Raw genomic sequence first — 25,694 nt, 5'->3', positions numbered from 1 at the left:
GCGCAGTGTCCCCTCAGAACAGCGGCTCGGGTAGTACCCCTTCCAGCGCGAGCAGCTTCCGCTTGGTCTCCAGGCCGCCGCCGAACCCGCCGATGCCGCCGTCTCTCTCCACCACCCGGTGACAGGGCACGACGACCGGCAGCGGATTGGCGCCCATCGCCACCCCCACCGCCTGCGCCGCCAGCGGCTGTCCCATCCGCCCGGCGAGATCGCCGTAGCCCACGACCGCGCCGTACGGGACGCCGGACGCGAGCTCGCGGAGCACCTGCCGGTTGAAGCCCGAGATGAGCGACCAGTCCAACGGCAGCTCGAAGGCCCGCCGCTCGCCGGCGAAGTAGGCCTTCACCTGGCGTATCGCCTCGGCCAGCAGCGGGGAGCCGGGCGCCTCGACGGGCTCCGTGCCCAGCCGGGCGGCGAGCCGGCCGAGCGCCTGGTCGCGTACCGCGTCGGTGGCGTGGAACACGACGTTGAGCAGGCCCTCACCGGTCGCGGCCAGCAACAGCGGACCGATGTCGGTACCGACGACGGTCCACACGACCCGCTGCTCGTACTGCCCATGGCTGTCCATGAGCCCACCGTACGGCTTGCCACTGACAACGCCCCGGGGCGTCCGGCACGGCCCGCCCCCGCTCCCGGTCCCGCGCCCGCACCGGCACCCCGGGGCCGCCGGGCGTCAGTACCCGTACAGGGCCCGGCGCACCGCGTCGGGCTTGTTGGTGATCACGCCGTCGACGTCGTACCCCGCGACGGCCTGGGCGGTCGCGGGGTCGTCGACGGTCCAGGCGAAGACCTTCACGGGCTTGCCGTGCGGTCCGGTGAGCGCGTGCACGGCGGAGACGTACGCGGGGGAGAGGGAGGCGTACGACGGGTTGATCAGGTCGGCGAAGCCCGCGTACCGGGGCAGGTCCGCGAGGGCCGGCATCCCGAGCAGTCCGGTCCGTACCCCTGGCTCCAGTTCGTGGACGGTCCGCAGGCTGTCGGCGCTGAAGCTCTGCACGATCAGCCGGTTCGTGAGGTGCCGCCGGTCCAGCCAGCCCTCGTTGCTCAGCAGCTTGAGGGTCTGCTGTTCGATCCCCGGATACAGCTCGGGGTTCTTGACCTCCAGAAGCAGCTTCTGATGGTGATGCTCGACACGGTCGACGTACTCCTTCAGCGTCGGCACGCGCGCGCCCGTGTGCGCGGCGTCGAACCAGCTCCCCGCGTCGAGCCGGGCTATCTCGGCCGCCGTGAAGTCCCGCACCTTCCACGGGGCCCGGCCGGGAAAGACCTCCTCGACGTCGGTCGTGCGGCGGAGACTGTCGTCGTGGATCACCACGAGCTCGCCGTCCTTGGTGCGCTGGACGTCGTTCTCCACCCACAGGATGCCCAGCGACGCCGCCTCGTCGACGGCGTCCAGGGTGTTCTCGGGCGCCTGGGCGGAGGCTCCGCGGTGGGCGATCACCGACGGCCGGAAGGCGTTGCCCGCCCGGGCGTCGTGACCGGGGAGCAGGAGGGCGACGGTGCCCAGGACCGCGGTGGTCGTGGCGGCAACTACGCGCGCGTGCATGCGTACTCCTCGCGTCGGGCCATCACATACAGCTCAACAGTGACAGCAGAGGGTCGACTGCGGAGGAGTGCAGGATGACCACACAGGGGAAGGAGACGCCGGAGGCCGCTCACCGGTGCCGCACATGTGCGGCAAGGGCGTGTTTCTTTGCCGGAAAATCGTTCGACCATTCCGGTGGGAGTCATACTCTCTCTCAGCCTTGACCGCGCTCAGCGGTCCCGGGGAGGGGCGAGTTCCAGGAAAGTCAAGCAACAGGGCGAAGGGCAACCGCGCATGCACGGCACGGTCGACGGTTTCAGCTACGGACTCGTCACACCGCTGGTGGCCTACCTCATGGCCTGCCTCGGCGGTGCCCTCGGTCTGCGCTGCACCACCAGAGCCCTGCTCGTCGCCCAGTCCTGGCGCCCGGGATGGCTCGCCCTCGGCTCGGCGGCGATCGGCTCCGGCATCTGGACCATGCACTTCATCGCGATGATCGGCTTCACGGTCGACGGCGCCCCGATCCACTACGACAAGCCGATGACCTACGCGAGCCTGGGCGTCGCCATCGTCATGGTGGGCGTGGGGATCTTCATAGTCGGCTACCGGGGCGCGACCGGAACGGCGCTGTTCACCGGGGGCACCATCACCGGCCTGGGCATCGCGTCGATGCACTACCTGGGCATGGCCGGAATGCGCTTCAACGGCACTTTCGAGTACAACACCCTCACCGTCGCCAGCTCCGTCGCCATCGCCATGGCGGCCGCCACCGCCGCCCTGTGGGCCGCGGGGCAGGTCAGGGGCTTCCTGTGGAGCGTGGGCGCCAGCCTGGTCATGGGGCTGGCCGTCACCGGCATGCACTACACCGGGATGGCCGCCCTGAGCGTCCATCTGCACACGGGCGCCCCGACCGCGGGCGACTCTCCCGCCGCGCTCCTCGCGCCGATGCTGATCGGTCCCCTCGCCTTCCTCTGCCTCGCGGGTGTCGTCGTCACGTTCGACCCGCTGATGGTCATGGGCAAGCCCGACTGGACGCCCGCCGAGCACAAACCCGGCGTCCCGGCGCACCCGCCCGCCCCGAGCCCCTCGGGCCGCTCCCCGGTCCGCAGCCGCCGTAAGGTGACCCACCGCGAGTCCCGGACCCCGCAGAACCGCTGACTCCCGCTTCCGCGCGACCTGGGGGCCGCCGCCCGCGAAAGCGCTGATCGGACCCCGTTGTCAGTGGGGGGTCGTACGGTGGAGGACATGCGGCCTGTTTCCCACATCGAACGCACGGTGGCGCCCTTCGAGGTTGTCAGCCCCTACCAGCCCAGCGGCGACCAGCCGGCGGCCATCGCCGAGCTGGCCAAGCGCGTCGAGGCAGGTGAGAAGGACGTCGTCCTGCTCGGCGCGACCGGCACCGGAAAGTCCGCGACCACCGCGTGGATGATCGAGAAGCTCCAGCGCCCCACCCTGGTGATGGCGCCGAACAAGACCCTGGCCGCCCAGCTGGCGAACGAGTTCCGCGAACTGCTGCCGAACAACGCGGTCGAGTACTTCGTCTCGTACTACGACTACTACCAGCCCGAGGCGTACGTCCCGCAGTCGGACACCTACATCGAGAAGGACTCCTCGATCAACGAGGAGGTCGAGCGCCTGCGCCACTCCGCGACCAACTCGCTGCTCACCCGCCGTGACGTCGTCGTGGTCGCCTCGGTCTCCTGCATCTACGGCCTCGGCACCCCGCAGGAGTACGTGGACCGCATGGTCCCGCTCCGCGTCGGCGACGAGCTCGACCGGGACCAGCTGCTGCGCCGCTTCGTCGACATCCAGTACACGCGCAACGACCTGGCGTTCAGCCGCGGCACCTTCCGGGTGCGCGGCGACACCATCGAGATCTTCCCGGTCTACGAGGAGCTCGCCGTCCGCATCGAGATGTTCGGCGACGAGATCGAGGCCCTGTCGACGCTGCACCCGCTCACCGGCGAGATCATCAGCGACGACCAGCAGCTGTACATCTTCCCGGCCACCCACTACGTGGCGGGACCCGAGCGGCTGGAGCGGGCCGCCAACGACATCGAGAAGGAGCTGGGCGAGCGTCTGGCCGACCTGGAGAGGCAGAGCAAGCTCCTGGAGGCCCAGCGCCTGCGCATGCGCACCACGTACGACCTGGAGATGCTCCGCCAGATCGGCTCCTGCTCCGGTGTCGAGAACTACTCGATGCACTTCGACGGCCGCGAGCCCGGATCCCCGCCGAACACCCTGCTCGACTACTTCCCGGACGACTTCCTGCTCGTCATCGACGAGTCCCATGTCACCGTCCCGCAGATCGGCGCCATGTACGAGGGAGACGCCTCCCGCAAGCGCACCCTCGTCGACCACGGCTTCCGGCTGCCGTCCGCCCTGGACAACCGGCCGCTGAAGTGGGAGGAGTTCCAGGAGCGCATCGGGCAGACCGTCTACCTGTCGGCGACCCCCGGCAAGTACGAGCTCTCGCGGGGGGACGGCGCCGTCGAGCAGATCATCCGCCCCACCGGTCTCATCGACCCCGAGGTCGTGGTCAAGCCCACCGAGGGCCAGATCGACGACCTGGTGCACGAGATCCGCACACGGGTCGAGAAGGACGAGCGCGTCCTGGTCACCACGCTCACCAAGAAGATGGCCGAGGACCTCACGGACTACTTCCTGGAACTCGGCATCCAGGTGCGCTACCTGCACAGCGACGTCGACACGCTGCGCCGTATCGAGCTGCTGCGCGAACTGCGCGCCGGCGAGTTCGACGTCCTGGTCGGCATCAACCTCCTGCGGGAGGGCCTCGACCTGCCCGAGGTGTCCCTGGTGGCGATCCTCGACGCCGACAAGGAGGGCTTCCTGCGCTCCGGCACCTCGCTGATCCAGACCATCGGCCGCGCGGCGCGCAACGTCTCCGGTCAGGTCCACATGTACGCCGACAAGATCACCCCGGGCATGGAACGGGCCATCGAGGAGACCAACCGCCGCCGGGAGAAGCAGGTCGCCTACAACACGGCGAACGGCATCGACCCGCAGCCCCTCCGCAAGAAGATCAACGACATCGTCGCCCAGATCTCCCGCGAGGAGGTCGACACCGAGCAGCTGCTCGGCTCGGGCTACCGAGCGAAGAAGGACGGGCGGGGCACCAGGGCCCCGGTGCCCGCCCTCGGCGACAAGGCGGCCAAGGGCGCCAAGTCCAGGTCGGCCAAGGGCAAGTCCCAGGAGACGGTGCCGACGGACCGTCCCGCGGCCGAACTCGCCGAGCAGATCGAGGAGATGACGGAACGTATGCGGGCCGCCGCCGCGGACCTCCAGTTCGAGGTCGCCGCCCGGATCCGTGACGAGGTCTCCGAGATGAAGAAGGAACTGCGCCAGATGAGGGAGGCGGGTCTGGCCTGACGGACCCCTGCGGTTGCTGTGCCCTCGCCACGCACGCGCTGTGTTGCAAGACCGACACAAAGTTCGGGCCTGGGTACGGCACTGTCAGTGCCTTTGCGTAGGGTTTCCGTCAACCGCGGGCTCGCGGCAACAGGGGACAGCTCGAGAGGGGAATCAGCGCGTGACCGTCAACATGACCAAGGGTCAGGCCATCAGTCTTCAGAAGCACGACGGGGGCAGCCTGACCGCGGTGCGCATGGGTCTCGGCTGGCAGGCGGCCCCGCGGCGCGGCCTGTTCGGCTCCCGGACCCGGGAGATCGACCTCGACGCCTCGGCCGTCCTGTTCGCCGACAAGCAGCCGGTCGACGTCGTCTTCTTCCGTCACCTGGTGAGCGACGACGGCTCGGTCCGTCACACCGGTGACAACCTGGTCGGCGGTGTCGGTCAGGGCGGCGACGACGAGGCGATCCTCGTCGACCTCGCGCGCGTGCCGGTCCACATCGACCAGATCATCTTCACGGTGAACTCCTTCACCGGCCAGACGTTCCAGGAAGTGCAGAACGCCTTCTGCCGTCTGGTCGACGAGACCAACGGCCAGGAGCTCGCGCGCTACACGCTGGCGGGCGGCGGCGCCTACACGGCCCAGATCATGGCGAAGGTGCACCGGGTCGGCGGAGGCTGGAACATGACGGCCCTCGGCGCGCCGGCCAACGGCCGGACCTTCCAGGACCTGATGCCCGCGATCCTGCCCGCGCTGTAAGGCGGAGAGCGGCACCCGAGACGACACCACACGCGACGCAGGGGGACGACAGGCGATGACGGCCGAGCTGGTGCGGGGGCAGAACCACCCGCTCTCCCAGGTCCGCCTCGAGATCCGGGTCTCGGCCGGCAGGCCGGTCATGGCGGTTGCCACACTCGGCGACGAGAGCGGCACGGTCCCCGGCGTCGAGTGGGTGGCCCACCCCGGCGTACCCACACTGCCCGGCCTGGAGGTCTCCCGGCAGGCGGCCGCCGACCATCGCCTCGCGGTGGACCTGGACGCCGTGTCGGCCGCCGTGCACCGGGTCAGCGTGCTGCTCGCGCTGCCCACGGGCGTCGGCGGGCCGGCCAGCTTCGGCTCGGTCGCGGCCCCCTTCGTCGCGGTCACCGGCCTCGACGGCACCGAGGTCGCCACGTACACCATCACCGGCCTGGAGGCGGAGTCGGCGGTCGTCGCGCTGGAGCTGTACCGGCGGCAGGGCGCCTGGAAGGTGCGCGCCGTCGGCCAGGGCTACGCGGGCGGCCTCGCCGAACTCCTCACCGACCAGGGCCTGTCGCAGGCGCACCGGCTCGCGGCCGGCATCAACGACGCCGTGGTGCAGGGACTGGCCCGCTCGGTGCCGGCGCCACCGCCGCGTACGGCCGACGGCGACCGCTCCCGGCAGGCGGCCGCGTCCGCCCTCGGCCCGGACCAGAGCGGCTCGCCGTACGGCACCCAGGGCACCCAGGGCGGCGCCGGTCCCTACGGGGCGAACCAGAACCCGCAGGGCCCCTCGGGTACGGGCTACCCGGCGGGCGCCACGCCGCCGGATCCGGACGCCGCCCAGCCGACGCCGACGACACCCGCCACCGGTGGCTCGATCGACTACAGCCACCCACGTCGGCAGAACGCCGCTCCGCCGCCGCCCGCGCCCACCGCGCCCCCGGCCCAGCCCGGCCAGCCCGCCCGGCCCGTCGCGGGTGACGCGACCGGCTGGTCCATGGAGGAGCGGCTCTACAACCAGGTCTGGGGCATGTTCGAGGACCTGGCCCGCAGCACGGCCGCGTACCGCAGTGCCGTCGACTTCGCCGACACGCGGATGGAGAAGGAGCTGGACCAGGTCCTGTCCGATCCGCGCAGCAGGATGGGCGGCCAGGGCGACGCCGCCCGCGAGGCGGCCCAGGCCAAGCACATCCAGCTCGTCGACCAGGCCCGGGAGGCCCTGGACCGGGATCTCGTCCAGCTCGGCGCCGAGGCCGACGTCGTCGAACCGGCGCTGCCCGCGGCGTACGCGCGCTGGGACAACCCGGTCTGGCACGCCTACCGCGTGCCCATGGAGATGCCCATGGCCGTGCGGCTGGGCGATCTCCATCTTCCCGAGAGCGACCCGCTGCGCATCCCGATGCTGGTCAGGCTCCCGCTCGAACGAGGCCTGTGGATCGACAGCGGGCGGTCGGGTTCGTCCGACGGGTCGTTCGCCGACTCCCACGAACTGCGCCGCCTCGCCATGGAGTCGGCCGTGGCGCACACGGCTCGGCTGCTGGCCGTGCATCCGGCGGACGAGTTCACCGTGCACGTCGTCGATCCGGCCGGTTCGGGTGCCAGGGAACTCGCGCCGCTGGTGCGCAGCGGCGTGCTCGCGGCCCCGCCCGCGGTCGGCGCGGCAGGTGTCGCGGCGGTCCTGGGCCGGCTCACCGAGCGGGTCGACCTGGTGCAGATGGCGGTGCGTGGCGGCATGGCCGACTCGCTGCCGCCCGGTTTCGACACGGCCCAGCAGCTCCTGGTCGTCAATGACTTCCCGCACGGCTTCGACGACCGTGCCGTGACCCAGCTGCGCTACCTCGCGGACGAGGGGCCCGGCGTCGGCGTCCACCTGATGATGGTCGCCGACCGGGAGGACGCCGACAGTTACGGTCCGTTGCTGGACCCGCTGTGGCGGGCGCTGCTGCGGCTGACGCCGGTGGCCGAGGATCACCTCGCCGACCCCTGGGTGGGGCATGCCTGGACGTACGAACCGAGCCTCGTGCCGTCCGGCAGCCAGGTGCTGCAGCAGGTCCTCGCCCAGGTGGCGGCGGCTCGTGCCAAGTGCTAGTAAAGCCCTCTGACCAGGGGATTTGGCCTTTCTTTTGCCAATCGCTTTACCTTTTCTTGGTGGTTGGGGTACTGTTTTCCTCACGGAGGGGAGTACTCCCTACTGCGGCGCACCCGTCAATACGGATCAGGCCTGATCCCGGGGCGTCGGCCCGTTCCGGGTGGAAGAGACCTCCGGCAGCGCGACGACGCTGATCACCTGCCGTTACGTACTGTCGGAGGCGCAGTGAATGTTTCCCTGGCCCTATGGGTCTTCACCATCGTGGGCCTTGCCGCCCTCATCGCGGTCGATTTCTTCATCGGCCGCAAACCGCACGACGTGTCGATCAAGGAAGCGGGGATCTGGACCGTCGTCTGGATCGCCCTGGCCGGGCTCTTCGGAGTCGGGTTGCTTCTCTTCAGCGGCGGTGAGCCGGCCGGCGAGTTCTTCGCGGGCTTCATCACCGAGAAGTCGCTCAGTGTCGACAACCTCTTCGTCTTCGTCCTGATCATGGCGAAGTTCGCGGTCCCGTCGCAGTACCAGCAGCGGGTCCTGCTCGTCGGTGTCCTCATAGCCCTGGTCCTGCGGGCGATCTTCATCGCCGCGGGCGCCGCGATCCTCGCCAGCTTCGCCTGGGTGTTCTACCTCTTCGGCGCCTTCCTCATCTGGACCGCCTGGAAGCTCATCCAGGAGGCCCGGGCCGACCAGGAGGACGAGGAGTTCGAGGAGAACAAGCTGCTCAAGGCCGTGGAGAAGCGGTTCGGCGTGGCCGACCGCTATCACGGCACGAAGCTGTGGATCGAGCAGAACGGCAAGCGGGTCATGACCCCGATGCTGGTCGTGATGCTCGCGATCGGCACCACCGACGTGCTCTTCGCCCTCGACTCGATCCCCGCGATCTTCGGCCTGACGCAGGACCCGTACATCGTCTTCACCGCCAACGCGTTCGCCCTGATGGGTCTGCGGCAGCTGTACTTCCTCATCGGCGGCCTGCTGCGGAAGCTGGTCCACCTCAGCTACGGCCTCTCGGTGATCCTGGGCTTCATTGGCGTGAAGCTGGTGCTGCACGCCCTGCACGAGTCCGGGGTCCACGTCCCCGAGATCAGCATCCCGGTCTCGCTCGGCGTCATCTGCTCCGTCCTGATCGTCACCACGCTCACCAGCCTGCGGGCTTCGAAGAAGCAGGCGGCGGCCGAGGCGGCGCGGACCGAGAGCGAAGGCGCTCCGAAGGACAGCATCGAGGCCTGACCACGGAGGACGTAGGAACAACCACCCCCGGGAGCGGTGCGCGGTGAATTGCCGAGCACCGCTCCCGGTGCTTCGTTGGAGCGGGGCGTTTCCACCGGGGGACGCCGGTTCCGGGTGGAGGCACCGTGGGCACATCGCAGAGGTTCGTCCAGATCGTCGAGTTCGAGACCGACCGCATCGAGGAGATGCGGGCGCTGGCCGAGGAGGGGGACCAGCGCGTCACGGGTGGAGCCGACGGCCCGAAGCGCCGCCTCGTCCTCAAGGACCGCAACCAGCCGAACCGCTACCTCGCGGTGATCGAGTTCGACTCCGAAGAGGAGGCCGTGCACAACAGCGACGACCCGGAGACGGGCAAGTTCGCGGAGCGGATGGCCGCGCTCTGTACCCGGCCCCCGTCCTTCATCGACTGCGACGTGCAGGACGCGACCGACTTCAGGTGAGCGCAGCCACGCACCCAGCCGGCGGGCCCGTCCCGCCCGTACCACCCGTACGGGCGGGACGGGCCCGCCGGGCCGGAATGCGGAGCCCCTGCGGCTCTGCGACGATCGCTGCATGATCGCTCGGCTCAGATCGGTCACGACCCGGTGGACAGCCCTCGTGCCGGCGCTGGCGGTCGTCCTGCTGGCCCTGACCTGGGGACGCGACCTGCCCGGCGCGGTGGTCGCCGTGGTGACGCTGGTCCTCGCCGGAGCGGTCCTGGCCGCCGTGCACCACGCGGAGGTCGTCGCCCACCGGGTCGGTGAACCCTTCGGCTCCCTCGTCCTCGCGGTCGCCGTGACGATCATCGAGGTCGCCCTGATCGTCACCCTGATGGCGGACGGCGGCGACAAGAGCTCGACCCTGGCCAGGGACACGGTCTTCGCGGCCGTGATGATCACCTGCAACGGCATCGTCGGCCTGTGCCTCCTGGTCGCCTCGCTGCGCCACGGCACGGCGATCTTCAACCCGGAGGGCACCGGCGCGGCGCTGGCGACCGTCGCGACCCTGGCCACGCTCAGCCTGGTCCTGCCGACCTTCACCACCAGCAAACCGGGCCCGGAGTTCTCCGCCGTCCAGCTCACCTTCGCCGCACTGTCCTCCCTGGTCCTGTACGGCCTGTTCGTGGCGACGCAGACCATCCGGCACCGCGACTACTTCCTGCCGATCACCCGGCAGGGAGATGTGATCACCGCCGACGACCACGCCGGCGTCCCCACCTCCCGGACCGCCTGGATCAGCCTCGGGCTGCTCGGCCTGGCCCTGATCGGTGTGGTGGGTCTCGCCAAGGGCGTCTCGCCCACGATCGAGTCCGGAGTGGACGCCGCCGGACTGCCCCAGGCGGTGGTCGGTGTGATCATCGCGCTGCTCGTGCTGCTCCCCGAGACGATCGCCGCGCTGCGCTCCGCCCGCCGCGACCGGGTGCAGACCAGTCTCAACCTCGCGCTCGGCTCCGCGATGGCGAGCATCGGTCTCACGATCCCGGCGGTCGCCCTGGCCTCCGTCTGGCTCTCCGGGCCGCTCGTCCTCGGCCTCGGCCCCACCCATATGGTGCTGCTCGTGCTGACCGTCGTGGTCAGCTCGCTGACTGTGGTCCCGGGACGGGCCACACCGCTGCAGGGCGGCGTCCATCTCGTGCTGTTCGCGGCCTACCTGGAGCTGGCGATCAATCCGTAACCGGCCGCACGGCGGCCACCCGCACCGGCCGGGTCTCCGGCAGCAGCGCGAAGCAGCCCAGGCTGAGCAGCGCGATCCCCGTCAGATAGGCGCCGACACCCCACGGGACACGCCCCGAGTGCTCGGCCAGCGCGGTCGCCACGATCGGCGTGAGCGCGCCCCCGAGAACGCCGCCCAGGTTGTAGCCGACCGCCGCACCGGTGCAGCGCACGCGCGGCTCGTAGAGCTCCGGCAGATACGCCGAGATCACCGCGAACATCGTGACGAAGGCGAGCAGCGCCCCCAGGAAGCCGAGGAACATCGGCAGCGGCTGGCCGGTCGAGAGCAGCGCGACCAGGGGGAACATCCACAGGGCGGCCGCCGCGCAGCCCACGAGGCACAACGGCCGGCGGCCGAAGCGGTCGCCGAGCATCGCCATCACGGGAGTCAGCGCACCCTTCACCACCACGGCGGCCATGATGCAGACCAGCATGACCGTGCGGCTGACCCCGAGCCGTTCCGTACCGTAGGCCAGGGACCAGGTCGTCACGGCGTAGAAGATCGCGTACCCGACGGCGAGCGCGCCGGCGGTCAGCAGGACGAGTCGCCAGTGGTCGCGCACGACCTCGGCGAGCGGCATACGCGCGTGGTCGTCGATCTCCAGGAACCGGGGGCTCTCGGGCAGCGACGACCGGAGCCACAGCCCGAGCACGGCCAGCGCCCCGGCCGCCCAGAAGGGCACCCGCCACCCCCACTGCGTGAACTGCGCCTCCGTCAGCGTCACCGACAGGACCAGCACCACCCCGTTGGCGAGCACGAAGCCCACCGCGGGGCCGACCTGCGGGAAGCTCGACCACAGCCCGCGCCGCTCGGCGGGCGCGTGTTCCGCGGTCAGCAGCACGGCACCGCCCCACTCCCCGCCGAGCCCCAGCCCCTGGAGGAAACGCAGGACGAGCAGCAGCAGGGGAGCGGCCACCCCGATCGAGCCGTACGTCGGCACGCAGCCGACCGCGACCGTCGAGGCGCCGGTCAGCAGCAGGGAGGCGACCAGGACCGGGCGTCGCCCGCGCCGGTCCCCGATGTGCCCGAACAGCACCGAGCCCAGCGGCCGCGCCACGAACCCCACGCCGAACGTCGCGAACGCGGCCAGTGTCCCCGCCAGCGGCGAGAACGTCGGGAAGAACAGTGGCCCCAGGACCAGCGCGGCGGCGGTCCCGTAGACGAAGAAGTCGTAGAACTCGATGGCCGTCCCGGCGAGGGAGGCGGCCGCGAGCCGTGGCATGGAGGGCGCCTTCACCGTGTGTACGTCGTGCATGCCGCGTCAACTACCCACAGTGATCGCGGGTTACGGGGGCGTGCGGGGGCGCGGACCGCCGCGAGGGGGCTCAGTAGGTCACGGTGATGCGCCGTGCGGGACCGTCGACGCGGATCGTGCCGCCGTAGGGGAGGACGAGCTGCGGGTCGGTGTGGCCGAAGTCCACGTCGAAGACGGCCAGGGTGTCCGGCGCGTACGTCCGCAGCGCGCGCTCCACCGCCGCGCGCTGCTCGGCAGCGTAACGGGCCGCCTCCTGCGGACTGTTGGGGTGCTCGAAGGACCAGCTCTTGGCCCTGGCCATCAGCAGCGCGGGGAAGCGCCGCAGCAGACCGCGCTCGCCCATGCCGCGCAGGATCCGGAAGACCTCCGTGGCGCTCGGCAGTTCCTCCGACGTCTCCAGGATCAGCACCCCGCCCTCGTACGCCGCCGGGTCGTGTGCGATCTCGCGGTCGGCCATCAGCAGCCAGGAGAGGATCTCCAGGTTGCCGCCCCAACTGCGGCCCTCCACCACGCGGTCGGCGTTGAGCCAGCTCCAGCCGGCGCCGGGCCGGGTGCCGGGCTCCGACTCGAAGGTCGCCGGGTCGGCCCAGTCGCGGTCGACGTCGTTCCAGCGCTCGGCGGGCCGCAGCTCGTAGGGGCCCGCGGTGAACAGCGCGGCGCGCAGCGAGTCGGCGGTCTGCGGGTGCATGGCTCCGGGGCGTCCCAGCTCGCACATCACGCTCGCGCCGTGGTAGCCGACGACACCGCAGTTGTACAGGAACGCCAGCAGGTTGGTGCTGTCGCTCCACCCGAAGAACGGCTTCGGGTCGGCGCGCAGCACCTCCCGGTCCAGCAGCGGCAGTGCGGTGATCTGGTCCTCGCCGCCGATCGACGCGATGACCGCCCGCACGCTCGGGTCGGCGAACGCGGCGTGGAGGTCGTCGGCACGCTCCCGCGCGGTCGCCCCCGTCCTGCGCGTCGTCGGGTACTCGACGATCTCCAGACCGAACTCCTCGCGCAGCCGCTCCAGCCCCAGCTCGTAGGGGCGCGGGAAGACCCCGGGCAGGCCCGCGGAGGGCGAGACGACGGCTATGCGGTCGCCGGGCGCGGGCTTCGGGGGATACGAGGGCGTCGTCATGCCGGCAGGGTACGGCCTGCTGTCCTGCGCTTTCACCGTGATAAACCGGTCCGAGCGGCGGTCCCCGACGGGCCGTCCACGAACGGACCGGAGGAACCGTGCCCCGCAGCCTGGCCAACGCCCCGATCATGATCCTGAACGGTCCCAACCTGAACCTCCTGGGCCAGCGCCAGCCGGAGATCTACGGTTCCGACACGCTCGCCGACGTCGAGGCGCTGTGCGTCGGGGCGGCGGCCGCGCACGGCGGCACCGTGGACTTCCGGCAGTCCAACCACGAGGGTCACCTGGTCGACTGGATCCACGAGGCGCGGCTGAACCACTGCGGCATCGTGATCAACCCGGGCGCCTACTCGCACACGTCGGTCGCGATCCTGGACGCCCTCAACACCTGTGACGGCCTGCCGGTGCTGGAGGTCCACATCTCCAACATCCACCGGCGCGAGTCCTTCCGGCACCACTCGTACGTCTCGCTGCGCGCCGACGGCGTCATCGCGGGCTGCGGCGTGCAGGGATACGTGTTCGGCGTGGAGCGCGTCGCCGCACTGGCGGGGGCGGGCAAGGCGGACACGTAAGCATCGCCCTCCGGACCGGAGCCCCTTACCGCACGCCCTAGAGGCGGCCGGCCTCCACGATCCGCCGCAGGAAGCGCCGGGTGCGCTCCTGCCGCGGGTCGCCGAAGAGCTGCTCGGCGCCGCCCCGCTCCAGCACGACGCCTCCGTCCAGAAAACAGACCTGGTCGGCGACCTCGCGCGCGAAGCCCATCTCATGGGTGGCGAGCACCATGGTCATGCCGTCGGCCTTCAGATCGCGGACGACGTTCAGGACCTCGCCCACCAGCTCCGGGTCGAGGGCCGCCGTGATCTCGTCGAGCAGCAGCAGCCGGGGACGCACGGCCAGCGCGCGCACGATCGCGACACGCTGCTGCTGGCCGCCGCTGAGCCGGTCGGGATACTCGTCGGCCTTGCCGGCCAGCCCGAGCCGCTCCAGGAGCTCCCTGGCGTGCGTCTCGGCCTGCGCGCGGGCGACGCCGTGCACCCGGCGCGGGGCAAGCGTGATGTTCTCCAGCACCGTCATGTGCGGGAACAGGTTGTACGCCTGGAAGACCACGCCGATCCGGCGCCGCACCGCGTCCTGGTCGGCGCGCGGGTCGGTGATCTCCTCGCCGTCCAGCCAGATCGCGCCGTCGTCGATGTCCTCCAGCAGGTTGGCGCAGCGCAGCAGCGTGGACTTGCCGGAGCCGGAGGCACCGATCAGCGCCGTCACCGTGTGCGGGGCGACCTCCAGATCGACGTCCCGCAGGACGACGGACCCGCCGAAGGTCTTGCGGACGGACTCCATCCGCAGCACCGGAGCGTCGCTCATGTCGTTCCTCCCTGGGCCCGCTGACGGTCCATCCGGGCCGTCACCCAGTCCGTGAAGCGGGTCATCGGGATGGTCAGGGCCACGAAGACCAGTCCCGCGACGATGTACGGCGTGTAGTTGAGGCTGCGGCCCACGATGATGTCCGCCGCGCGGACGGCGTCGATCGCGCCGCCGATCGAGACGAGACCGGTGTCCTTCTGGAGCGACACCAGGTCGTTCAGCAGGGGCGGCACCTGGCGGCGCACGGCCTGGGGGAGCACCACGAAACGCAGCGCCTGGCGGTTGTTCAGGCCCAGCGAGCGGGCCGCGGCACGCTGGGAGGGGTGCACGGACTCGATGCCCGCGCGGAACACCTCGGCGACGTACGCCGAGTACGTCAGCGTCAGCGCCGTACCGCCCAGCAGGACGGGGTCGACGGTCACGCCCTGGAGCCGCAGCGCCGGGACGCCCAGCACCACGATCATCAGGTTGATGATCAGCGGCAGCCCGCGGAAGAAGTCCGTGTACGCCGCCGCCAGCGCCCGCAGCGGGAAGAACACGGGCCCGCGCAGGGTGCGGGCCACGGCGATGAGCATGCCGAGGACCAGCACGGCGGCGCCGCAGATCAGCAGCAGTCTGACGTTCAGCCAGAGCCCTTCGAGGACCTTGGGGAACGCCTCGCGCGCGAACTGCCCGTCGAAAAAGGTCTCCTTGGCGCGCGGCCAGCCGGGCGCGCCGACGACCACCAGGTACAGGACGGCGCCCGTGACCAGGGTCGACACCGCGGCGATCGCGGTGGCGCGGCGGGCACGCGTGCGCCGGTAGCGCTCGCGCTCCAGCCGCCGCCGCGAGGGGACGTATCCGTCGTCGGGGGCGCCCTTGTCGCCCCCGGACATGTCGTCCTCGTCGTCCGCGCCTTCCCGGCCGGACTCGTCCTTCGTGACCGTCACTTGAGCACCGGGGCGTCGACGGCGTCGGAGAGCCACTGCTGTTCGATCTTCGCCAGGGTGCCGTCCTCGCGGAGCGCGTCCACGGCGCCGGTCACGCAGGAGGTGAGCGCGCTGCCCTTGTCGAGCACGAGCCCGAACTGCTCGGGAGTGCCGCCCTGGTTCTCGAACTGGCCGACGATCTCGGCGTCCGTGACCTCGGCGGACGTGATGTAGAAGGCGGTCGGCAGATCGGTGACGATGGCGTCGACCTGACCGTTCTTCAGCGCCGACTTGGCCTGGTCGTTCTTGGCGTAGACGGCCGCGTCCCGGCTCGGCTTCACCACGTCGTCGATGTAGTCGAGGCTGGTCGTGCCGACCTGGGCGCCCAGCTTGAGGCCCTTGAGGTCCGCGATGCCGGTCGCTTCGGCGGCCTTGGTGCCCTTCAGGGCGATGACGGCCTGGCGCACGTCGTAGTAGCCGGAGGAGAAGTCCACGGCCTTCTTGCGCTCGTCGCTGATCGACACCTGGTTGATGTCGAAGTCGAAGGTCTTCGCGCCCGGGGCGAAGGCCTTGTTGAACGGCACGCTCTGCCAGACCACGGCGCTCTTGTCGTAACCGAGTTGCTGTGCCACGGCGTACGCCACCGCCGACTCGAAGCCCTCGCCGTTGGCCGGCTTGTCGTCCTTGAACCACGGCTCGTACGCGGGCTGGTCGGTCGCGATCGTCAGCTTGCCGGAGGTCTCGGTGGCCAGCTCGCCCTTGGCGCAGGTGTTCGCGCTCGAACCCGAAGGCGTCGAGGCCGCCTTCTCCTCCGGCTGCGGGGCACAGCCGACGGCGGTCGCGAGGAGGGCCACGGTGGCGCCGGCGACGGCGCGGCGCAGTACACGGGGGGCGAGGTGCATGGCGGGAGAGTGGCAGCGAAAACCCCTGTTTGTCGAGGTCACATCCGCACCTGTCCGCATACTGGGAACGGGTGTTGCGTTCTTGTGAACAGGCTCGGCAAACCCGGCTGGGCCGCCGGCCGAGGGCGGGGATCGTAGACCGGCGGCCCGATCCGCGCCGGAGCCGTCATCCCGCGCGGAACTGCCACCAGTCGACCGCGCGACCACGGGTGCGGGGAGCGCGTGCGGGGGACCGGCGCGGGCGCACGAATCACACGGGGCGCGCGTTCGGCAACGCACGCCCCCTGCGATGAGAACTCACCACCCGCGCGCGTGCCACTCCGGAAGGTGCGGCCGCTCCGCGCCCAGCGTGGTGTCGTCGCCGTGGCCCGGGTAGACCCAGGTCTCGTCCGGCAGCACGCCGAAGGTCTTCGTCTCGACGTCGTGGATCAGACTGGCGAACGCCTTCGGGTCCTTGCGGGTGTTGCCCACGCCGCCGGAAAGCTCTTAGGGTTCTCTGTAGTGAACACTAAGATGCTTCCGCGCCGTACCCTCGTCTTCTTGTACGCGCGGATCTCCGAGGACCCCCGCGACCGCCGACGGGGCGTCAATCGGCAGATGAGCGACCTGCGCACGTTCTCCGAGGAGAACGGCTGGGAGGTCGGCGGCGAGTACATCGAGAACGACGTCTCCGCCCACTCGGGCGAGGAACGCCCCGAGTACGACCGGCTGATGGCCGACGCCATCGAGGCCGCCGCCCGCGAACCCGGTGTCCGGGTCATCGTCGCGGGCTACCACCCATCGCGCGTGTGGCGGCGCCGTGTTGAGCGCGCGCAGGCTATCGAGGACTTGCGGCACGCGGGGTGCTGGGTCGCGTTCGAGTCGGGCGGCCTGTTCAACATGGCGAAGGCATCGGACCGGTCGCAGCTCGCCAACCTCGGCGAGTCCGATACCGCCGAGTCCGAGGTGAAGAGTGAGCGGGTGGCTCGGGCCGCCCTGGAGCGCGCCCAGGAGGGCCGGGCGAACGGCGCCGTGGCGTACGGGTGGCGGCGTCAGTACGAGTACGACGCGCGAGGCCAGGTGAGCGGATTCCATGACGTCGAGGACCCGGTACAGACCGAGATTGTCCGGGAGATCGTCACCCGCCTGCTGGCTGGCGGCAGTCTCATCGGCATCACGGCTGACCTGAACGAGCGTGGTGTGCCGTCGCCCGGTGCCGGGATGCAGCTGAAGCGGCGAGCTGTCGGGCAGAACGCGGACGGGTCGCTGTGGAACAAGACCAGCGTGAAGAAGCTCGCGCTGCGACCGGCGAACGTGGGGCTTCGCATGCACCAGGGTGCGGAGTACAAGGCGGCATGGCCGGCGCTCGTCACGGACGAGCAGTACGCGCAGCTGCGGAACCTGTTCGCTGAGCGGGCCGTGGTGCGGGAGCTGCCGGGGGCGCGGAAGCACCTGCTGACGTGGGGGGAGGTCGCCACGTGTGGGCCGTGCGGCTCGGTGTTCCGGGTTGCGCTGAAGGGGAACGCGAAGCGGGGCAGGAAGCAGCCGACGTACGTCTGCGACGCGGGAGGCTGCGTCGGCCGGAATGAGGAAGCGCTCGACCAGTACGTGGGGCGGGTGGTTGTGGGTGTGCTGTCGCGGCAGGCGACCGAGGTGTTCCGCGGGGACGACTCGGCGGCCCTGGCGGCCCTGGAACGGGCGGAGGGGCTGAAGGCGCGCCAGGAGGCGGCGGCGGACGACTACGCGGACGGGATCATCACCCGTGAACAGTTGCGGCGCATCACTGCGAAGCTGGCGAAGCAGATCACAGACGCGCAGAACGAGGCGCGCCGGTTGCGGCCGGCCTTCGACCTCAACGCTTTCGACGGCCTCGTGGGGCCGCGTTCGGGGGAGACGTGGGAAGCGCTCGCGGTGCCGCAGCAGCGGCGCGTCCTGGACGGCCTGGGCCTGCGGTTGAGGGTGCATCCGGTAGCGCGGCGCGGCCCTGGGTTCGACCAGACCACCATTGAGCTCCACTGGGCGCGGACGAGCGACTGAGACGCGGATGCCGTAAGGGCCCGGCAGGATCATTTGCGACACTGGCGGCGAATCCGGCAGGGGGCTCAGGGTGCCAGGTACTCAAGAACGGCTGCGTAGCAGTCGCAGGCGGCAGTACCACCTTGTGCCGGGCAGGACGCGAACAGTGCCTCGAGGGCCGTCCAGGGCGGGAGGACCGGCCAGCCAATCCCCCGCAGCCGTCACGAACTCCTCACGGCCTGCGTCCATGGCGTGGCGCGCCTCTTGATCGCGCTGCCTCAGCTTCCCGAGCATCTCCCGGCGCTGCGCCGACCCCAATACCACTCCCACTTGGAGCCAGCCGGGCTTTCCCAGCCCTACCAGATCGCTCTCGATCATGTGCAGTTCCTGTTCCCTGTCCGACTCTGGCCTTCCGTCCTTCACCGCCTGGTCGTCCTCAGCCCGGAGCTTCATCACCTCCTCCAGTACCCACCCCAGCGCCGGCTCGGCATCGTCACCGCGCTCTTCGATCATCGCCGTTTCGCGCTGCACGTCATCGCGCAGCTTGTGAAGCATCCGCTCCTCCTCGGACGGATTGAGCTCGTCTTTCCCCGCGAGGTTCTCGACCGCGGCAGTGATCTGCTTCGCGATGTGGACCGGCGGGCCCCCGGGGTGGAACACGACCCGTACCCGTAGGAACTCCGACTTCACCCTGGCGCGCGTGTCCGGCGTGGGATCGTCCAGCACCGCATCCACGGAGTCCAGAAACCGGCCCACCACGTCCAACCGGTCCTTGGTGTATGACGACTGAAACGTCGTACGCGAGGACAGATCTGCCGATCGGAGGGCGACCACGGCCGCGACTAAGGCGGCCAGCGCCGTGGCGGCCGCTGTGGCCAGGGGAAACCACTCAGGATTCGTCATATCGGCATGGTCGTCACCGGGGCGTCAACTCATAGGCTACTTGAGGGAGTTCAGAGGAAGAGGCCCCCGCCGAGAAACCGACACCCGTCCTAAAACGCAACGTTGGCTTTCACGATCACAGCGGGGTCGTGAAAGCCGATATCGCGTTCAGTCCCAGGATTCGCCAACAGTGTCAGATCATGTAGTCGGCGGCCGGGACCAGGACGTCACTTGTCAGGACGGCGTCAGGCGGCCCACGTTGCTGTGCGTGTCGGGCTCCAGCCGCGAACTTCTACAACGACACCCTTCAGATGCTCCGGGACACCAGCCGCCTGTACGTTCTGGCGTCCTTCGCGCGGGAAGTCGACGCCCTGGTCCGCTTCGCGCTGGCGGCGCATGAGTTCGCCGTCACCACGACCGCCCGCCAACTGGCCTGGGGCGAGCTGACGATGCGAGTGCTGATCGATGGCGGGTCGATGGATGTCCGCGACCGCATCCACACCCTGGCCGTCTACGCCCTCCTCTTCGTCTCCCTGAGTCGCAAGAGGGTCCAGCAGATGCTCGACAGAGCCGCCGACATGACTGAGACAGGCGGCGGACGACCGAGGTCGTACAGTGTCGCGTGACGCCGCCCGGCGCGAGGTCGCCCTCGAACAGATCCGAGTATGTACCGCTCGGGGTCTACGCGTTCGACATGGCCTATGTAGCGGAGGGCGCAGCGCCGGGCGTCTGAAAGCTGTCGAGGTGATTGCCGACCCCGTCCAGATTCAATGCCGCAGACGCCATCACGGAGAACCGCGTCAGCTCCCGGACGAGATTGACACGAATGTCGACGGCCGCCTGCAGCGCCTGCTGCCTGCCGTCGTCATCCAAGGACTCGTCGTAGATCGCCGACACGGCGCTCGCAAGTCTGTACGGGATGCGGCATAGCTCCGCGGCCTGGCCAGCGACTGCCTGCGGCCCGTCGATCATCACCGTGTTGCGGGCCGTATCGATGTCGCCAGCGGCTTCGGCCATCTCCGCGAGGTGCTGGACGATTTGGCCGGTCAACCGAGCACCGTCAATTCTGTCGTCTCGCGTGGCCTGGACCAGTGTCGACACCGCCTGCATGAAGGCGATGTATGTCGCCCGACGGTTCTCCAGACGCCTGCCCACGTGATCGACGTACAGCTGCGTGCGAGCCTGTTCCTTCGACTGATCCAGCTCCTGGCGCTTGCTGCCTGCAGCTATTCGCGCTTGCCAGGTCGTACCTATTAGCGCCAGGGAGGCGCCGAGGCCAGTGCCAACGACGCCTACCACTGCCGTGATGATCTGAGTTCTCATTGCCTGCGGCTACCAGCCCCGAGCCCGCCACTCCTGAATGTGCGGGCGCTCCGCCCCGAGGGTGCTGTCGTTGCCGTGCCCGGGGTAGATCCAGGTCTCATCTGGCAGGCTGAACACCTTCTCCTCGAGCCCGCTCATCAGGCTCTGGAAGTCCTCGGGCCGTGTTGTCCGTCCAGGCCCGCCGGGGAAGAGACAGTCGCCGGTGAACACGTGGGGGTGGCCGTGCGGGTCGTCGTAGACCAGGGCGATCGAGCCGGGCGTGTGCCCGACCAGATGGCGCGCGGTGAGCTCCACGTGCCCCACCCTGATGACGTCGCCGTCGTCGACCGGGACGTCGGTCGCCACGGGGATGCCCTCGGCGTCCTCCCGGCCGGCGTAGGTACGCGCGTGCGTGGCCGCCACGACCTCCGCGAGCGCCTGCCAGTGGTCGCCGTGCTGATGGGTGGTGACGACGGACGCGATGCCGTCGTCACCGATCGTGCCGAGCAGCGCGTGCGCGTCGTTGGCCGCGTCGATCAGCAACTGCTCGTCCGTGGCCCGGCAGCGCAGCAGATAGGCGTTGTTGTTCATCGGGCCGACCGCGATCTTGGTGATCATCAGGTCCTTGAGCTCGTGCACGTCCGCCGGTCCGCCGACCGTCACCTCTCCGCTGTACGTCATGGCGGCAGCCTATAGCGGCGGAAGGACCGGCAGCGGCCCGCCGTCCGTCGTCAGCCCCGAGCCGTCGCGGCGCCCGGCGAGCCAGCCCAGGAGCTCCGGGGCCGGGCCCCTGACGCCGACGGGGCCGCCGGGAGCGCCGCCGCCCGTGGTCCAGGCCCCGCCGTCGTCGCTCCTCAGGTCCGTCGACGGCACGGCCCGGTGCCCGGCGAAGCGTTCCGCGAGGAAGTCGATCTCCCGGACGACGAACTCCCGCGGCAGATCCTCCAGCTCGTAGCCGATGCCGAGGTCCACCGCGTGCAGCTCCACCTCCACCCACCGCCGGAACGGCACGCGGGCCGCCGCGTCGACGACCCCGTTGCGCAGTGCCACCGTGCGCGACCAGTCCGCGGGCGCGGCCCCCGTCGCCTGGAAGCGGGCCGCGCTCTCCCGTACGTCCGCGAGCTGGACGTCCAGGGGGCGCGGGGCGTCCCGCTCGATGTCGGCGTCGCGGGCCTGCGCATCGGGGTACATCGGACGGCCCTCGAGGACGTTCACGAGGGCGTCCGCGTTGCGGGCGATGTGGGACAGGACATGTCCGCGGCTCCAGCCGGGCAGGCGTGACGGCTCGGCCGCCGACGCGTTGTCCAGTTTGGCGACTGCGGTGAGGAGCCGCTCGGTCGCGTCACGTACAGACTCCAGGTCATGAGCGTGATCAATCATGGTGCTGACCCTAGCCGCGCCATCCCTTCGGGTGAAGGTGGTCGAGCAAGCCCGCAAATCGAATGCGCGTGCTATAAGGTCGGTGACGGCGTCGGGCATGCTGGAAGGCCGGGGATTGTTGTGAACCGGTGAATCCCGACCGGCGTTGTCAGTGGCTCGCCCTAGTCTGAAGAAGACGGGGGCCCCGCCCCTGTCACTTCTCTCAAGAAAGGTGCGGACCGGCGTGGCCGACCGTCTCATCGTCCGTGGCGCGCGCGAGCACAACCTCAAGAATGTCTCGCTCGACCTGCCTCGCGACTCGCTCATCGTCTTCACGGGCCTGTCGGGGTCGGGCAAGTCCTCGCTGGCCTTCGACACCATCTTCGCCGAGGGCCAGCGGCGCTACGTCGAGTCCCTCTCCTCGTACGCCCGCCAGTTCCTCGGCCAGATGGACAAGCCGGACGTCGACTTCATCGAGGGCCTCTCCCCGGCCGTCTCCATCGACCAGAAGTCGACCTCGCGCAACCCGCGCTCCACGGTCGGCACCATCACCGAGGTCTACGACTACCTGCGCCTGCTCTTCGCGCGCATCGGCAAGCCGCACTGCCCCGAGTGCTCCCGGCCGATCACGCGCCAGTCGCCGCAGGCCATCGTCGACCGGGTCCTGGAGCTGCCCGAGGGAAGCCGCTTCCAGGTGCTGTCGCCACTGGTGCGCGAGCGCAAGGGAGAGTTCGTCGACCTGTTCGCCGACCTCCAGACCAAGGGCTACTCCCGCGCGCGGGTCGACGGCGAGACGATCCAGCTGTCCAGCCCGCCCACGCTGAAGAAGCAGGAGAAGCACACCATCGAGGTGGTCATCGACCGCCTCACGGTGAAGGACTCCGCCAAGCGCCGGCTCACCGACTCGGTGGAGACCGCCCTCGGCCTCGCCGGCGGCATGGTCGTGCTCGACTTCGTCGACCTCCCCGAGGACGACCCCGAGCGCGAGCGCATGTACTCGGAGCACCTGTACTGCCCGTACGACGACCTGTCCTTCGAGGAGCTGGAGCCCCGCTCCTTCTCCTTCAACTCGCCCTTCGGCGCCTGCCCCGAGTGCTCCGGCATCGGCACGCGCATGGAGGTCGACCCCGAGCTGATCGTCCCGGACGAGGACAAGTCCCTCGACGAGGGCGCCATCCACCCCTGGTCGCACGGCCACACCAAGGACTACTTCGGCCGGCTGATCGGCGCCCTCGCGGACGCCCTCGGCTTCCGTACGGACATCCCCTTCGCGGGGCTGCCGGTGCGAGCCAGGAAGGCCCTGCTGCACGGTCACAAGACGCAGATCGAGGTCCGCTACCGCAACAGGTACGGGCGCGAGCGCGTCTACACGACCCCCTTCGAGGGCGCCCTTCCGTTCGTGAAGCGCCGGCACGGCGAGGCCGAGAGCGACGCCAGCCGCGAGCGCTTCGAGGGCTATATGCGCGAGGTGCCCTGCCCCACCTGTGAGGGCACGCGCCTCAAGCCGCTCGTCCTCGCGGTCACGGTCATGGGGAAGTCCATCGCCGAGGTCTCCGGGATGTCCATCAGCGACTGCGCGGACTTCCTGGGCGAGCTCAAGCTCGACGCCCGTGACAAGAAGATCGCCGAGCGCGTCCTGAAGGAGGTCAACGAGCGACTGCGGTTCCTCGTCGACGTCGGGCTGGACTACCTCTCGCTCAACCGCGCGGCCGGCACGCTCTCCGGCGGCGAGGCCCAGCGCATCCGCCTGGCCACCCAGATCGGCTCCGGCCTCGTCGGCGTCCTGTACGTCCTCGACGAGCCGTCCATCGGCCTGCACCAGCGCGACAACCACCGGCTGATCGAGACCCTGGTCCGGCTGCGGGACATGGGCAACACGCTGATCGTCGTCGAGCACGACGAGGACACCATCAAGGTCGCCGACTGGATCGTCGACATCGGTCCCGGCGCCGGCGAGCACGGCGGCAAGGTCGTGCACAGCGGCGGCCTGAAGGAACTGCTCGCCAACAGCGAGTCGATGACCGGGCAGTACCTGTCCGGCAAGAAGGCGATCCCGCTGCCCGACATCCGGCGCCCGCAGGACCCGTCCCGCCGGCTCACCGTCCACGGCGCCCGCGAGAACAACCTGCAGGACATCGACGTCTCCTTCCCGCTGGGCTTGTTCACCGCGGTCACCGGCGTCTCCGGCTCCGGCAAGTCGACGCTGGTCAACGACATCCTGTACACGCACCTGGCCCGCGAACTGAACGGCGCGAGGAGCGTGCCGGGGCGGCACACGCGCGTCGACGGTGACGACCTCGTCGACAAGGTCGTGCACGTCGACCAGTCGCCCATCGGCCGCACCCCGCGGTCCAACCCGGCCACGTACACCGGTGTCTTCGACCACGTCCGCAAGCTGTTCGCGGAGACCACCGAGGCGAAGGTCCGCGGCTATCTGCCGGGCCGCTTCTCCTTCAACGTCAAGGGCGGCCGCTGCGAGAACTGCGCGGGCGACGGCACGATCAAGATCGAGATGAACTTCCTCCCGGACGTCTACGTCCCGTGCGAGGTCTGCCACGGCGCCCGTTACAACCGGGAGACCCTGGAGGTCCACTACAAGGGCAAGTCCATCGCCGACGTCCTGAACATGCCGATCGAGGAGGCGACGGAGTTCTTCGAGGCCGTCCCCGCGATCGCCCGCCACCTCAACACCCTCAAGGACGTCGGCCTCGGCTACGTCCGGCTCGGGCAGGCCGCGACCACCCTGTCCGGCGGCGAGGCCCAGCGGGTGAAGCTCGCCAGCGAGCTTCAGAAGCGCTCCACCGGCCGTACGGTCTACGTCCTGGACGAGCCGACCACGGGTCTGCACTTCGAGGACATCAGCAAGCTCCTGACGGTGCTGGCCGGCCTGGTCGACAAGGGCAACACGGTCATCGTCATCGAGCACAACCTCGACGTGATCAAGACCGCCGACTGGGTCGTCGACATGGGTCCCGAGGGCGGAGCCGGCGGTGGCCTCGTCATCGCCGAGGGCACGCCGGAGGAGATCGCGGGCGTGTCGACCAGCCACACCGGCAAGTTCCTGCGGGAGGTTCTCGGCGCCGACCGGGTCAGCGACGCGGCTCCGGTGAAGGCCCCGCGCAAGGCGGCGGCGAAGAAGACGGTCGCGGCGAAGACGACGGCGCGCAAGACCGCGACCGCCAAGACGACGACGGCCAGGACGACCACGGCCAAGACGACGACGGCCAGGACGACCGCCGCGAACAACACGGCGGCCGAGAAGGCCGCCGGGGCGACGACGAAGGCGACCCCGGCGAAGAAGGCCACGCGGGCCCGCAAGGCCTGACGGGACAAGAGCGGCGAGGTCCGCCGGACGACCCGGGCCGCGAGGCCCGGCGAACCGCGTGAGAAGTACGGCGCCCTGCGGGAACTCCCCGCGGGGCGCCGTTCGCCGTTCCGTCGGCCGTTCCGTCGGCCGTCCCGGCAGTCCCTAACGCAGGTCCGGGAAGCCGCCCAGTTCGGAGGCGTAGGGCGGCTGTGCGCCGGCCCGGGAGCAGGTGAGTGCGGCCGCGCGGGCGGCGTAGCGCAGCAGTTGCTGCCAGTCGTCGGCGCCCAGGTCGGTGAGGCCTGTCGGGGTGAGGGCGTTCCGGGTGGAGAGGCCGTGGAGCAGGGCTGCGTTCACGGTGTCCCCGGCGCCGATGGTGTCCACGACGTCCACCTGTTCGCCCGGCACCGAGTGGACGGCTCCGCCCTGGGTGAAGGCGGTCAGTCCGTCGCTGCCCTGGGTGATCACGACCGCCGAGGGGCCGGCGGACAGCCATTCGTGCGGGGTGCCGCCGAGCCAGCGGGCGTCCTCCTCGGAGAGCTTGAGCAGGGACACCGAGGGCAGCCAGCTCTTGAAGCGGGCCCGGTAGGCGTCGGCGTCGGGGATCAGCGCGGCCCGGATGTTGGGGTCGAGTGCCGTGAACAGGCCTTGTGAGGCGGCGGTC

The 25,694-nt window shown here is 70.2% G+C and carries 23 protein-coding genes and 1 pseudogene; 11 read left to right on the top strand and 13 right to left on the bottom strand.

Annotated features, from left to right (window positions below):
• Positions 1-13 precede the first annotated feature (13 nt).
• Both ABT070_RS39440 and ABT070_RS39435 read right to left on the bottom strand, forming a co-directional pair.
• Entirely contained in the window at positions 14-568 is a 555-nt protein-coding gene (locus ABT070_RS39440; protein WP_351767751.1) for a methylated-DNA--[protein]-cysteine S-methyltransferase, read from the bottom strand.
• Positions 569-673: 105 nt separating this feature from the next.
• Entirely contained in the window at positions 674-1,546 is an 873-nt protein-coding gene (locus tag ABT070_RS39435; RefSeq protein WP_351767750.1) for a glycerophosphodiester phosphodiesterase, read from the bottom strand.
• Positions 1,547-1,819: 273 nt separating this feature from the next.
• Between ABT070_RS39435 and ABT070_RS39430 the strand changes: the two genes are divergently transcribed.
• The 7 genes from ABT070_RS39430 (at position 1,820) to ABT070_RS39400 (ending at position 10,605) form a co-directional block, all read left to right on the top strand.
• Complete coding sequence (locus ABT070_RS39430; RefSeq protein ID WP_351767749.1) at positions 1,820-2,683, top strand: MHYT domain-containing protein; 864 nt, start codon at positions 1,820-1,822, stop codon at positions 2,681-2,683.
• A gap of 87 nt (positions 2,684-2,770) precedes the next feature.
• Positions 2,771-4,915, top strand: a complete 2,145-nt coding sequence (uvrB, locus tag ABT070_RS39425; protein ID WP_351767748.1) for an excinuclease ABC subunit UvrB — start codon at positions 2,771-2,773, stop codon at positions 4,913-4,915.
• A gap of 160 nt (positions 4,916-5,075) precedes the next feature.
• Positions 5,076-5,654 carry a TerD family protein gene (locus ABT070_RS39420; protein ID WP_020131883.1) on the top strand — a complete coding sequence of 193 codons (579 nt, stop codon included), beginning with the start codon at positions 5,076-5,078 and terminating at the stop codon, positions 5,652-5,654.
• Between the two features lie 55 nt (positions 5,655-5,709).
• Entirely contained in the window at positions 5,710-7,725 is a 2,016-nt protein-coding gene (locus ABT070_RS39415) for a TerD family protein (protein ID WP_351767747.1), read from the top strand.
• A 225-nt stretch (positions 7,726-7,950) separates the two neighbouring features.
• On the top strand, positions 7,951-8,952 hold the full coding sequence (locus tag ABT070_RS39410; protein ID WP_351767746.1) for a TerC family protein: 1,002 nt from the start codon (positions 7,951-7,953) through the stop codon (positions 8,950-8,952).
• Positions 8,953-9,077: 125 nt separating this feature from the next.
• On the top strand, positions 9,078-9,392 hold the full coding sequence (locus ABT070_RS39405) for a hypothetical protein (protein ID WP_351767745.1): 315 nt from the start codon (positions 9,078-9,080) through the stop codon (positions 9,390-9,392).
• A gap of 112 nt (positions 9,393-9,504) precedes the next feature.
• Positions 9,505-10,605, top strand: a complete 1,101-nt coding sequence (locus tag ABT070_RS39400; RefSeq protein ID WP_351767744.1) for a calcium:cation antiporter — start codon at positions 9,505-9,507, stop codon at positions 10,603-10,605.
• Here ABT070_RS39400 and ABT070_RS39395 read toward each other — a convergent pair.
• Positions 10,595-11,866: an MFS transporter gene (locus tag ABT070_RS39395; protein ID WP_351767790.1), complete on the bottom strand. Its 1,272-nt coding sequence runs from the start codon at positions 11,864-11,866 to the stop codon at positions 10,595-10,597. The two genes, ABT070_RS39400 and ABT070_RS39395, sit on opposite strands and share 11 nt — an antisense overlap.
• 103 nt (positions 11,867-11,969) lie before the next feature.
• Positions 11,970-13,016, bottom strand: a complete 1,047-nt coding sequence (locus tag ABT070_RS39390) for a S66 family peptidase (protein WP_351767743.1) — start codon at positions 13,014-13,016, stop codon at positions 11,970-11,972.
• A 98-nt stretch (positions 13,017-13,114) separates the two neighbouring features.
• On the opposite strand from ABT070_RS39390, the gene aroQ reads away from it, so the two are divergent.
• Positions 13,115-13,588 carry a type II 3-dehydroquinate dehydratase gene (gene aroQ / locus ABT070_RS39385; protein WP_351767742.1) on the top strand — a complete coding sequence of 158 codons (474 nt, stop codon included), beginning with the start codon at positions 13,115-13,117 and terminating at the stop codon, positions 13,586-13,588.
• Between the two features lie 37 nt (positions 13,589-13,625).
• Here aroQ and ABT070_RS39380 read toward each other — a convergent pair whose 3' ends face one another.
• The 4 genes and pseudogenes from ABT070_RS39380 to ABT070_RS39365 all read right to left on the bottom strand — a co-directional run.
• Positions 13,626-14,378, bottom strand: coding sequence for an amino acid ABC transporter ATP-binding protein (locus ABT070_RS39380; protein WP_351767741.1), 753 nt, complete (start codon positions 14,376-14,378; stop codon positions 13,626-13,628).
• Complete coding sequence (locus tag ABT070_RS39375; RefSeq protein ID WP_351767740.1) at positions 14,375-15,307, bottom strand: amino acid ABC transporter permease; 933 nt, start codon at positions 15,305-15,307, stop codon at positions 14,375-14,377. Before ABT070_RS39375 ends, ABT070_RS39380 begins: the two co-directional genes overlap by 4 nt.
• Positions 15,304-16,188: an ABC transporter substrate-binding protein gene (locus tag ABT070_RS39370; RefSeq protein ID WP_351767739.1), complete on the bottom strand. Its 885-nt coding sequence runs from the start codon at positions 16,186-16,188 to the stop codon at positions 15,304-15,306. Before ABT070_RS39370 ends, ABT070_RS39375 begins: the two co-directional genes overlap by 4 nt.
• Before the next feature lie 297 nt (positions 16,189-16,485).
• Positions 16,486-16,665 (bottom strand): annotated as a pseudogene (locus tag ABT070_RS39365) (MBL fold metallo-hydrolase); the annotation flags it as partial.
• Between the two features lie 36 nt (positions 16,666-16,701).
• On the opposite strand from ABT070_RS39365, the gene ABT070_RS39360 reads away from it, so the two are divergent.
• Positions 16,702-18,204 (top strand): recombinase family protein, encoded by a 1,503-nt coding sequence (locus tag ABT070_RS39360; protein ID WP_351767738.1) that lies wholly within the window; start codon positions 16,702-16,704, stop codon positions 18,202-18,204.
• Positions 18,205-18,285: 81 nt separating this feature from the next.
• On the opposite strand, the gene ABT070_RS39355 is transcribed toward ABT070_RS39360, so the two are convergent.
• Positions 18,286-19,086, bottom strand: coding sequence for a hypothetical protein (locus ABT070_RS39355; RefSeq protein WP_351767737.1), 801 nt, complete (start codon positions 19,084-19,086; stop codon positions 18,286-18,288).
• A 290-nt stretch (positions 19,087-19,376) separates the two neighbouring features.
• Between ABT070_RS39355 and ABT070_RS39350 the strand changes: the two genes are divergently transcribed.
• A complete protein-coding gene (locus tag ABT070_RS39350; RefSeq protein ID WP_351767736.1) occupies positions 19,377-19,691 on the top strand; it encodes a hypothetical protein in 315 nt (104 codons plus the stop codon).
• A 73-nt stretch (positions 19,692-19,764) separates the two neighbouring features.
• Here the strand turns inward: ABT070_RS39350 and ABT070_RS39345 are convergent, their stop codons facing one another.
• From ABT070_RS39345 to ABT070_RS39335, 3 genes are read right to left on the bottom strand one after another with little or no spacing between them, the layout of a single operon-like run.
• Positions 19,765-20,388: a hypothetical protein gene (locus tag ABT070_RS39345; protein ID WP_351767735.1), complete on the bottom strand. Its 624-nt coding sequence runs from the start codon at positions 20,386-20,388 to the stop codon at positions 19,765-19,767.
• A gap of 9 nt (positions 20,389-20,397) precedes the next feature.
• Positions 20,398-21,048 carry an MBL fold metallo-hydrolase gene (locus tag ABT070_RS39340; RefSeq protein WP_351767734.1) on the bottom strand — a complete coding sequence of 217 codons (651 nt, stop codon included), beginning with the start codon at positions 21,046-21,048 and terminating at the stop codon, positions 20,398-20,400.
• Between the two features lie 9 nt (positions 21,049-21,057).
• A complete protein-coding gene (locus tag ABT070_RS39335) occupies positions 21,058-21,747 on the bottom strand; it encodes a maleylpyruvate isomerase family mycothiol-dependent enzyme (RefSeq protein WP_351767733.1) in 690 nt (229 codons plus the stop codon).
• Between the two features lie 223 nt (positions 21,748-21,970).
• Between ABT070_RS39335 and uvrA the strand changes: the two genes are divergently transcribed.
• Positions 21,971-25,051, top strand: a complete 3,081-nt coding sequence (gene uvrA, locus ABT070_RS39330; protein WP_351767732.1) for an excinuclease ABC subunit UvrA — start codon at positions 21,971-21,973, stop codon at positions 25,049-25,051.
• A 144-nt stretch (positions 25,052-25,195) separates the two neighbouring features.
• On the opposite strand, the gene ABT070_RS39325 is transcribed toward uvrA, so the two are convergent.
• Positions 25,196-25,694: PfkB family carbohydrate kinase (locus ABT070_RS39325; RefSeq protein ID WP_351767731.1), on the bottom strand; the 499-nt coding region annotated here is incomplete at its 5' end.

The sequence above is a fragment of the Streptomyces sp. NPDC002884 genome (genome assembly GCF_040295245.1).
In the GTDB taxonomy this organism is placed as follows: Bacteria; Actinomycetota; Actinomycetes; order Streptomycetales; family Streptomycetaceae; genus Streptomyces.
Note: the sequence above shows the minus strand (reverse complement) of the source record. Positions and strands in the feature narration are given on the sequence as shown.